This is a genomic window from Pseudomonas sp. MDV22-iso1, assembly GCF_058145095.1.
In genome coordinates, this window is record NZ_JBYVMF010000025.1 from 74758 (window position 1) to 85399 (window position 10642).

Sequence of the window (10642 nt, forward strand, 5' to 3'; positions counted from 1 at the left end):
TGAATTCGTTGATTGCCTGCCGCATCGGTTAGACTTGCCGCCTTTCTCCGTATCAAGAAGCCCGTTCATGGCCCAGCCGTCCACGACCTACAAGTTTGAACTGAACCTCACCGACCTCGACCGCAGTGTTTACGAGAGCGTGAAGCAGACCATCGCCCGTCACCCTTCGGAAACCGAAGAACGCATGACCGTGCGCCTGCTTGCCTACGCCTTCTGGTACAACGAGCAACTGTCGTTTGGTCGCGGTCTGTCAGACGTGGATGAACCTGCCTTGTGGGAAAAAAGCCTGGATGACCGCGTTCTGCACTGGATCGAAGTCGGCCAGCCCGATGCGGACCGTCTGACCTGGTGCTCCCGTCGTACCGAACGCACCAGCCTGTTGGCCTACGGCAGCCTGCGCGTGTGGGAAACCAAGGTTATCCCGGCGATCAAGAACCTGAAGAACGTGCACATCGCCGCCGTGCCGCAGGATGTGCTGGAAACCCTGGCCAAGGACATGCCCCGCGTTATCAAGTGGGACGTGATGATCAGCGAAGGGACGATTTTCGTCACCGACGACCGTGGTCAACACGAAGTCCAGTTGCAATGGCTGAGCGGCGAACGGGGCTGATTCTTTTCACGTCAGTCCACAGCGCCCGATATTTCCTACCTATTCAAGAGAAGCACCTGTCACCCCATGCGTATCGAACCTCGCCTGCTGCCCGACATCCTGCCCTTCCTCGGTGATATTCCCCCACTGTTGACCCGCCTGTACGCAGCGCGTGGCGTGCAGTCCGAGGCTGAACTGGACAAGAGCCTGGCGCGGTTGATCCCGTTCCAGCAGCTCAAGGGCATCGAGGCGGCAGTGGACTTGCTGGTGACGGCGCTGGAGCAGCGACAGCGGATTCTGATCGTCGGCGACTTCGATGCCGATGGCGCGACCGCCAGTACGGTGGGCGTGTTGGGCTTGCGTTTGCTGGGCGCGGCGCATGTCGACTATCTGGTGCCGAACCGTTTCGAGTACGGCTACGGCCTGACACCGGAAATCGTTGAAGTCGCCCTCACGCGTACCCCGCAGTTGCTGATAACGGTGGACAACGGCATCTCCAGCGTTGAAGGCGTCGCGGCAGCGAAGAACGCCGGTCTTCAGGTGTTGGTGACCGACCACCACTTGCCAGGCGATGAACTGCCGTTGGCCGATGCCATCGTCAATCCGAATCAGCCAGGTTGCGAATTTCCTAGCAAGGCACTGGCCGGTGTCGGGGTGATTTTCTACGTGTTGATGGCCTTGCGCGCACGTTTGCGCAGTCTTGGTTGGTATGAGAGCAAGCCGCAGCCGAACATTGGCGAGTTGCTGGATCTGGTGGCCCTGGGCAGCGTAGCCGACGTGGTCCCGCTGGATGCCAACAACCGGATTCTGGTGCATCAAGGTCTTGAGCGGATTCGCGCCGGGCGTGCTCGACCGGGGGTCAAGGCGATCCTTGAAGTGGCCAAACGTGAGCCAGCGCGCATTACCTCCACCGATCTGGGCTTCATTGTCGGTCCACGCCTGAACGCGGCGGGGCGTCTGGATGACATGAGCCTGGGCATCGAATGCCTGCTCACGGAAGACGCGGGGCTTGCCCGGGAAATGGCAATCCAGCTCGACGGCATGAACCAGGACCGTAAATCCATCGAGCAAGGCATGCAGCGTGAGGCGCTGGCCCAGCTCAAGGATTTACCGGTCGAATCCATGCCGTTCGGCTTGTGCCTGTTCGATCCGGAATGGCACCAGGGCGTCATCGGTATCCTCGCGTCCCGTATGAAAGAGCGCTATTTCCGTCCGACCATCGCCTTTGCCGATGCGGGCGATGGCTTGCTCAAGGGCTCTGGGCGTTCGGTGCAGGGTTTTCATATTCGCGACGCGTTGAGCGTGGTGGCAGCGCAACACCCCACGTTGATCAGCAAGTACGGCGGCCATGCTATGGCGGCAGGCTTGACACTACCTGAAGCGAATTTTCCGCTGTTCGCCGAGGCATTCGACGCTGAAGTGCGCCGGCAATTGCGTGAAGAAGATTTGACCGGGCGCCTGCTGTCGGACGGCACGCTGGCGGTCGAGGAATTTCACCTGGAGCTGGCGCGCGCCTTGCGGCATGCCGGCCCCTGGGGGCAGCATTTTCCGGAGCCGTTGTTCCATGGCGTGTTTCAGCTGGTCGAGCAACGTGTGGTCGGTGAACGTCACCTCAAAGTCGTGCTGCGAAGCGAGTGCGGCTCGGTGAAGCTCGATGGCATTGCGTTCGGAATCGACCGCGACATCTGGCCAAATCCGACCATCAAGTGGGTGGAGCTGGCCTACAAACTCGACCTCAACGAGTTTCGTGGCAACGAGACCGTGCAGTTGATGATTGCCCATATCGAACCGCGCTGAGCCCATCGCGGGCTTGCCCGCGATAGCCCCTTTCACAGAATTCATCTGAACCCTCCCTCATCCCCCGATGTCGACTAGGCTCTAAGCACTGCTTGATAATCCTTGTGACGTCTTGTCGAATTTTTTGCCCGCGGGGGCGGGCGCTGTACCTCTTTCCTGTCACTCGTCGACTTTTCAAACAGAACCCTGGAGCCTGCCCACTGATTCGAGAGGTGCCCCATGAGTCTGCTGCTAGAACCCTATACCCTTCGCCAACTGACCCTGCTCAACCGCATCGCGGTATCGCCCATGTGCCAATACTCCAGCGTCGATGGCCTGGCCAATGACTGGCACCTGGTCCACCTCGGCAGCCGTGCAGTTGGCGGTGCGGGGCTGATTTTTACCGAAGCCACCGCCGTCACCGCCGATGGACGCATTACCGCCGAGGACCTCGGCTTGTGGAATGATGAACAGATCGAGCCATTGCAGCGCATCACGCGCTTTATCGCCGCGCAGGGGGCTGTTGCCGGCATCCAGTTGGCTCACGCCGGGCGCAAGGCCAGCACTTATCGGCCATGGCTGGGCAAACACGGCAGCGTCAAACCCGAGGACGGTGGCTGGGTGCCGGTAGGGCCTTCGCCCATCGCATTCGACCCCCAGCACACGCCGCCCACGCAGCTTGATGAAGGCGCGATCGCCGAGGTCATTCAAGCCTTTGTCGACTCGGCAAAGCGCGCCCTGACGGCGGGTTTCAAAGTGGTTGAAGTCCACGCCGCCCACGGTTACCTGTTGCACCAGTTTCTTTCGCCATTGAGTAATCAGCGTCGCGATCAATACGGCGGTTCTTTCGAAAACCGGATTCGTCTGGTGTTGCAAGTCACTGAAGCGGTACGGGCGACATGGCCTGAGGAACTACCCGTGTTTGTTCGCGTGTCGGCCACCGACTGGGTGGAAGACGGCTGGAACCCCGATGAGACTGTTGAACTGGCGCGCCGCCTCAAAGCCTTGGGTGTTGACCTGATCGACGTCTCGTCGGGCGGTACGGCGGTCAACGCCGAGATTCCAACCGGCCCGGGCTATCAGACGCGGTTCGCCGAACGTGTGCGCAAGGAGTCAGGTATCGCCACCGGCACTGTAGGAATGATTACCGAGCCAGCCCAGGCGGAGCATATCTTGCGCACGTGTCAGGCGGACATCATCTTCCTTGCCCGTGAACTGCTGCGCGATCCGTACTGGCCGCTGCACGCCGACGACGATCTGGGTGGACGCAAGGCCATCTGGCCGGCGCAGTACCAGCGGGCGACGCACCGCGATCAGCCGATTCATGAGTCGGATTTGCGTGAGTAGTTGAACGCAAAAGATCGCAGCCTGCGGCAGCTCCTACAGGGTGAATTCAATTCCCTGTAGGAGCTGCCGCAGGCTGCGATCTTTTGATTTTGCCGTTAGCGGTTAGACGTACTTACGCTTGTCCGGCGCCGGCGGGAAGTACTGATACAACCAGGTTTCACTCAGCGTCCTGTCCTGGGTACGGATGAACAACCGAAGCTCTACCGGCTCCACGCTGTCATTGGTCGGGAACCAGTCAAAGGTGATGCGATAGCCTTTGATGTCGTCCAGCACCAGCACGTTGAAATCCTTCACCTCGCCATTCGAGCACGTCACCACCGGCTCGATGCCGGCACCTTCCGGCAAGCGATCCAGGCCACCCCCGGTGAAGTCCACGGCAAAACGGCGCGCCCAGACTTCCGGGTAATGCTCACCCGGCGCCCAGCCCTCAACGAAACCACCCATACCCGAACGTGTCGCATTGACTCGCGCCAGTGGCGTGCTCACGGGAGGCAAAGCGCTCCAGAAGAGCTTGTAGCCGTAGTTCAGGGAATCCCCCGCGGCGACCGGTTTTTTCGGCGTCCAGAAGGCAACGATGTTATCCAGGGTTTCGCCGGTTGTAGGAATTTCCAGCAAATCGATAGAGCCTTCGCCCCACGCGGTCGTAGGTTCTACCCACAGGCTCGGGCGCTTGCTGTACCAGTCGACGGTGTCCTGATAGCTGGCGAATTCGTGATCGGTCTGCACCAGGCCAAAGCCCTTCGGATCGGTATCGGCAAAGGCGTTGAACTGCAAGGTGGCCGGATTGTTCAGCGGACGGCAGATCCATTCGCCGTTGCCGCGCCACATGGCCAGGCGATCAGAGTCATGGATTTGCGGGTGAATGGTGTCGCACATGCGCCGCTCATGGGTGCCGCAGCTGAACATGCTGGTCATGGGTGCGATGCCCAGTTGTTCGATCGCGGTACGGGCGTTGATGTGGGCATCGACCCCCATGACCACCTGGCTGGCCTGACAGTCGATGTCAAAACGATAGGCACCTGTGGCGCTTGGCGAATCCAGCAGGGCGTACACCACGAAACGAGTGCTGTCCTTGGCTGGCGTCTCGAACCAGAACTTGGTGAAGTCCGGGAACTCCTCACGCTTTTTGGCGTAGGTATCGATCGCCAGGCCGCGTGCAGACAAACCGTACTGGCCTGACGCATCGACCGCACGGAAATAGCTCGCGCCGAGGAAGGACAGCACATCATGGCGGTCCAGCTCGGGGGCTTTGAACAGCTTGAACCCGGAAAAACCCAGGTCGCCCTTCAGTTGCTGGGTATCGACCGTGGTTTTCTCGTAATTGAACAGGGAAGGGCGGAAATGCACCTCGCGCGCCTGACGCGTCTTGGGGTCGACGCTGTACATCCGCACCGGCTGCTTGAAGCCCATGCCCACGTGGAAGAACTGCACGTCCAGCTGACCGTTCAGGTCATTCCACAAGGAGTGATCGGCGTCGTAGCGAATCGCATTGAAATTCTGCGGCGTCATGGTCGCCAACGTCGGCGGTAGCACCTGTTTGGTGTCCTGGTAACGCTGGCCGGCGAGTTGCTTGGCCTGAATCTTCAGGGCCTCGAAATCGAACGCCTGCGCGTCGCCATCGGCGGCGCCATTACCCGCCCAGGCCCGAGCGGCCAGCAGGCCAGTCGCTGACAATCCCGTGTAGGCCGCAATGGCCATGGACGCTTTGAGTAAATTCCTGCGGTGCATAAGTAAACCTGTCGTGAACAATCCCGCGCCGTTCCTGGCACGTGCTGGATCAGAAATGGGGTTCGGACATGCCTTCGGCCAAACGCAACGGACGTTAAACAGATACCAAATAGCTTAAACCGTTCGGTTGCAGACACAAATTGATTGATGGCATAGCGACAGCTTGGCAATGAAACAAGAAATGTCGGTTCATTTTTCTGACAGGACATTCTGAATTTAAGGGCATTTCTGCTTTTTTCGACTAATTACTCTAAAAACTGCTTTCCAGCACCGATTATCTTTCTATTCTAAGGACATGACCGATTTCTGCCCTTCAGATCGGTGAGTCAAAAAGTGAAAGGGCGATGGGTTTTTTTGCAGTTTTCTTTTATAGGGAAAGGACCTCGTCCATGGCAAAAGTACAGAGCATCACCGAAATACTGGGAATATTTCCTTGCCTCAGTGTTGGCCGTCGCAGACGTCGCCTGAGTTCAGAAGAAATAAAGTTGGTCGAACAGTATCGCGACTTGTCGGAGAGCGACCGGATTGCGATGCGTTATCTGGTGGATGCAATGAGGAGTGTTTCGCGGTTTTAAAGAAATTGGAGATTAGGTCGTGACGCGGTGTCGCGGCCGAAATCCTTCGATGTGAAGAGAATTTACCTACGATCAGCGGCGGTTGCAGACCGATATTCTAAGTATTACTTTGCTGTATTCAGTAATACTTTGCGGAGATCAGCATGACGACCACCACCATGACCAGCAAAGGGCAGGTCACTATCCCCAAACCCATCCGTGACGCTTTGCACCTGTTGCCAGGTTCAGCGATCGAATTTAGCGTTAACGCGCAAGGTGAGGTCGTACTGCAAAGTCATAAGGCAAAAGGTGACATCGATTCAGCGACTCCTGACCGATTTGAGGCCGTACGTGGAAAGGCTGACATCAAATGGAGGACCGACGAATTGATGGCGTTATTGCGAGGTGATGACTGATGCTTTTGGTCGACACGAATGTGTTGATCGACGTTCTGGAAGATGACCCCGTCTGGGCTGATTGGTCCATTCAACAGCTACGTGCTCAATCCAGGATTCATGAGTTGGTCATAAATCCCATTATCTATGCCGAGTTGTCCCAGACATTTTCCACCTTTGAAGGATTGGATGATGTGGTCAGTCAGCTTGGTTTGCGGATGCAAGAAATGCCACGTCCCGCCTTGTTCCTGGCCGGGAAGGCTTTTACTCGTTATCGAAGAGTGGGCGGTGGGAAAAATAATGTTCTGGCGGATTTTTTCATAGGCGCACATGCCGCAGTAAAAAAACTGCCATTACTGACGCGTGATGCCAAGCGTTACCGCAGTTACTTCCCTTCCGTTGAGTTGATAGTGCCTTCTTGATTGCGACACAAATCCACGGATGAACCTGTGCAAGCGCTATCCGTGGATTTTTGTCCTGCAGTGGCTTACCCGATTTCACCCACCGCTCGATACGCCTCATCAATCGCGGCATGCGCATAAGCGCTCCACGCCGCATCCGAGTTGGCGATGCTGACTCGCCCAACTGGCTGACGCGCCAGGTTCATCAGTCTTTCGCTCTCGTCAGAATCGTCGTACAGGCTATTGGAGAAATACGCGTAGCCGTGCGACCAGCGATTCACTGTAATGGCGAGGATGTCGGTCTGGTGATTGAATCCACCAGGGCCCAGCATTCGTTGCAGCTGATCGCGCAGTTGCGCTTCCAGTTGTTCAAAGGATTGCCCGTACAGACGACCACGGCCGGCCCGCGCCTGGTCACGGGCATTCATCCCGCTGTTAGGGCTGGTAGGCACGTAAACCATGTGCAGGCCGATAGGCTGTTTCGGGTCGCGCGGGTGGTCGTAGCCGCCCATGCTCACCGGGTAGTCGAGTTTGATGCGGCTGTAGGGCTGGGTCGCGGCGTAGATCTCATGCACACCCAGTTTCTGGAACGACTCCCAGTTGCGGATCACCACTTTGGTGTAGACCAGCGGGAATTTCACGTTCTGACTCAGGGCGTGTGACTGCTCGGCCGACAGGTCTCGCAGCAGGTACGGAATGATCATGTTGTAGCAGGCCATGATGCAGTGTTTCCCGCGTATCTGGCTCAACTGACCCCCACGGCTATAGCCGACGTTCACGCCCGTGCCGACGTTGCGCACGCTGACGGCGGTGCTGTTGAGACGAATGCGCACCGCTGATTTCGGTTGATCCAGTTTGGCGTAGTCGAACGTCGCGAGGACCACATCGTCCATCGTGTGACCCGGTGCCACGGACGGGATCAGGCTGCGGACCAGCAACCGTGCAAGCGAGGCGTTACCGTCGGGAAAGTGGTAGATGTAGGGCTCTTCCATCTCCGCCTGGGCTTCTTCGCTGATCGGTTCGAGATTCATCGCACCGAAGCCTGGGAAGCCAACCGAATAGGCGTCGGACGCTGCGACCGCATCAATGCTCAGGGCCATGAAATCGTTGGTGCGGCTCTGGAAGTACTTCACCGCCTGTGCCGACAGTCCTACGTCCTTGAGCAGGAAATCCTGGTAACTGGTGGACTCCAGGTGCGCGGTTTTCTCTTCGAGGGTTTTACCGGCGAGGTAGTCCTTTGGCGCCATGTGCAGCGCGATCAGCGCTTCGCGATCCGCTTGCGGTAGCGGGAAATCGTTGATGAAGTCAGGGATGGAGCGTGCGTGCAATTGGTCGGGGGCGATGTCGTCGGCGACCATCGGCGTTGGATCGCCGCTGACCAGTTTGTCTTCGCCAAAGTTTTCCTTGTCGAAGAACACGGCGCGGGACAGGCCCAGGTCAGGGTAAAACTGGCGGTCGAAGGCGGTCTCGAAGCGTTTGATGTCGACGCCGAGTTTCTTCAGCAGGCCATTCACTTCTTTGCTGTAGAGGTGATTGGGCGACTGGAACGCTTCGCTGCCGCCGTAGCCGATGATCGTACGACCGCCGGCCGAGAACTCGTTGCGCTTGGCGTGACCGCCAAAGTCGTCGTGGTTTTCCAGAATCAGGATGCGGGCTTTCGGATGTTTCTCACGGTAGAACCACGCGGCTGACAGACCGCTGAGGCCGCCGCCTACAACCACCAGGTCATATTCTTCGCTGATCGGCAGCTTGTCGGTATCAAAAACCTTTTTCTCCCAGCCCATCTGGTGCGCAATTTCGAAGGAGCCGACGTGGCTACCGCGCAGACCGGTAAGGGCAGGAGGGTAGTAGCGTCCGTCTGGGGCTGCCTGGAGAATTTGCAGCGGCGTCATGCCGGCAGCGATGGTGACTGCAACGCCGTTGAGGAAGTCGCGGCGGGTGATGTCCATGTTCAATCCTTGTTGGTTTTTATAAATCGCTGCGGCGCGAAAATGGCGCCGCAGCGAGGGCCGTTACCGGCTGACTTTCCAGGCATCACCCGCAGGTGCGGTGCCGTGGTCGTAAGGTTTTGCAAACCACATGTAGAGCAGGCCCAAACCGATGACGATAGCCGTGCTCAGGACCATGGCGTAGTTGATGTACCACGCCGCATCCGGGGTCCGTGGCCAGGCCATGTTGATGATGGCGCCGACGCCGTAAACCAGTGCGCCGATGTTTACCACCCAGCCCCACGCGCCGAGGGTGAATTTGCCACTCGGTTTCCAGCCTTTCATGCGCGCATACAACGCCGCGAGCACGATCATCTGGAACGCCAGGTAGATGCCGATCGCTGCGAAACTGACGATGGTTGCGACCGCATCCTGCAGGAAGAACCCCAGGATAATGATCAGCGCTGGCAGGACGCCGGAAACGAACAGTGCCGCAACCGGTACCTGAGTTGTAGGAGATATCTTCTTCAGCAGTGAGCTACCGATGACCATTTCATCCCGTGCGTAGGAATACAGCAACCGACTCGCCGCCGCTTGCAGGCTGATCACGCAGGAAATGAAGGAAATCATCACCACGCCCATCACCACTTTTGAGCCCACCGGGCCGAAGGCGTTGTTGAGGATGGTGGTGACCGGGTCCTTGTCGGTGCCGTTGATCACGGCTTGCATGTCTGGCACAGCGAGGATCAGCGCGAGGCAGGCGAACATCGCCGCGATGCCGCCGATGTAGATGGTCATGCGCATGGCGACCGGAATTTGCTTGCTCGGGTTCGGCGTTTCTTCGGCCACGTCGCCGCACGCCTCGAAGCCGTAGTACAGGAACATCCCCGCCAGCGAAGCAGTGAGGAAAGCGGGCAGGTACGAACCGTCGACACTGATATCAAAGGTGTTGAACAGCACGCTGATCGGCTGATGGCGTTCGAACACCAGCAAGTAAACGCCAACGATCACCGCCCCGACCAACTCGCACAGGAAGCCGAACATGGCGATTCGCGCCAGGACTTTTGTGCCACTGAGATTGACCAGGGTGGCGAACAGCGTCAGCACCAGGGCGATGACGATATTGGTGTTGTTGCTTGGTTCAAAGCCCAGCATGGCGGCCAGGTACGGACCGGCACCGACGGCAACCGCAGCGATGGTGACGCACAGAGCGATGGAATAGATCAAGCCGACCATCCATGCCCAGCGCTTGCCCACCAAGCGGCGAGCCCAAGGGTAGACGCCACCGGAAATCGGGAATTGCGAGACCACTTCACCGAAGATCAGGCACACCAGCAACTGGCCGCAACCGACCAGCAGATAGGCCCAGAACATTGGCGGCCCGCCAGCGGCGAGGCACAGGCCGAACAGGGTATAAACCCCTACGACCGGAGAGAGATACGTGAAGCCCAGGGCGAAGTTTTCCCACAGGCTCATGCTGCGATTGAAGTTCGAGGTGTAACCCAGTTTGCGTAATTGCTCGGCATCGCTGTCGGCAACGGCTGCAGAGAGATCGGGTGATGCACTCATGGTGTGTTAGCTCCGGAAAATCGGCAGATTTCGGATGTCCGAAACCGTGGCGGTGCCATGACGGCTCGGCCCGGATCGGTGGTTTTTGTTTTATGTATCCAACGTTGAAACCTGATGGTGCGTATTGCCGGTCTCTGCCTTGAAACCGAGGTGACGCCATCGCTGGCAAGCCAGCTCCCACACGTTTTGTGGTTGCCCACAGGGCCAGAGTACACCGCAACCCTGTGGGAGCTGGCTTGCCAGCGATGCTGTTAGTGCTTGAACATCACATGCCGAACCACCGTGTAATCCTCCAGCCCATACATCGACATGTCCTTCCCGTAACCGGACAATTTCTGACCGCCATGGGGCATTT

Annotated in this window: 9 protein-coding genes; 6 read left to right on the plus strand and 3 right to left on the minus strand. The window is 58.2% G+C overall.

The window, feature by feature from the left end; all coding sequences use genetic code 11:
* Positions 1–67: 67 nt before the first annotated feature.
* From AC3ZVB_RS23840 to AC3ZVB_RS23850, 3 genes are all read left to right on the plus strand, one after another.
* On the plus strand, positions 68–610 hold the full coding sequence (locus AC3ZVB_RS23840; protein WP_008151638.1) for a YaeQ family protein: 543 nt from the start codon (positions 68–70) through the stop codon (positions 608–610).
* A 66-nt stretch (positions 611–676) separates the two neighbouring features.
* Complete coding sequence (gene recJ, locus AC3ZVB_RS23845) at positions 677–2386, plus strand: single-stranded-DNA-specific exonuclease RecJ (protein ID WP_162438280.1); 1710 nt, start codon at positions 677–679, stop codon at positions 2384–2386.
* Positions 2387–2605: 219 nt separating this feature from the next.
* The gene (locus tag AC3ZVB_RS23850) at positions 2606–3712 is read left to right on the plus strand and encodes an NADH:flavin oxidoreductase/NADH oxidase (RefSeq protein WP_162438281.1); all 1107 of its coding nucleotides are present in this window, start codon (positions 2606–2608) and stop codon (positions 3710–3712) included.
* Positions 3713–3814: 102 nt separating this feature from the next.
* Here AC3ZVB_RS23850 and AC3ZVB_RS23855 read toward each other — a convergent pair whose 3' ends face one another.
* Positions 3815–5440: a glucan biosynthesis protein D gene (locus AC3ZVB_RS23855; RefSeq protein ID WP_162438282.1), complete on the minus strand. Its 1626-nt coding sequence runs from the start codon at positions 5438–5440 to the stop codon at positions 3815–3817.
* 389 nt (positions 5441–5829) lie between these two features.
* Between AC3ZVB_RS23855 and AC3ZVB_RS23860 the strand changes: the two genes are divergently transcribed.
* The 3 genes from AC3ZVB_RS23860 (at position 5830) to AC3ZVB_RS23870 (ending at position 6811) form a co-directional block, all read left to right on the plus strand.
* Positions 5830–6015: a hypothetical protein gene (locus AC3ZVB_RS23860; protein ID WP_162438283.1), complete on the plus strand. Its 186-nt coding sequence runs from the start codon at positions 5830–5832 to the stop codon at positions 6013–6015.
* Between the two features lie 143 nt (positions 6016–6158).
* Entirely contained in the window at positions 6159–6410 is a 252-nt protein-coding gene (locus AC3ZVB_RS23865) for an AbrB/MazE/SpoVT family DNA-binding domain-containing protein (protein ID WP_194691259.1), read from the plus strand.
* Entirely contained in the window at positions 6410–6811 is a 402-nt protein-coding gene (locus AC3ZVB_RS23870) for a type II toxin-antitoxin system VapC family toxin (RefSeq protein WP_194691258.1), read from the plus strand. Before AC3ZVB_RS23865 ends, AC3ZVB_RS23870 begins: the two co-directional genes overlap by 1 nt.
* A 65-nt stretch (positions 6812–6876) precedes the next feature.
* Here the strand turns inward: AC3ZVB_RS23870 and AC3ZVB_RS23875 are convergent, their stop codons facing one another.
* Positions 6877–8739, minus strand: a complete 1863-nt coding sequence (locus AC3ZVB_RS23875; protein WP_490147871.1) for an NAD(P)-binding protein — start codon at positions 8737–8739, stop codon at positions 6877–6879.
* Between the two features lie 63 nt (positions 8740–8802).
* On the minus strand, positions 8803–10287 hold the full coding sequence (locus tag AC3ZVB_RS23880; protein ID WP_490147872.1) for an APC family permease: 1485 nt from the start codon (positions 10285–10287) through the stop codon (positions 8803–8805).
* Between the last annotated feature and the right edge of the window lie 355 nt (positions 10288–10642).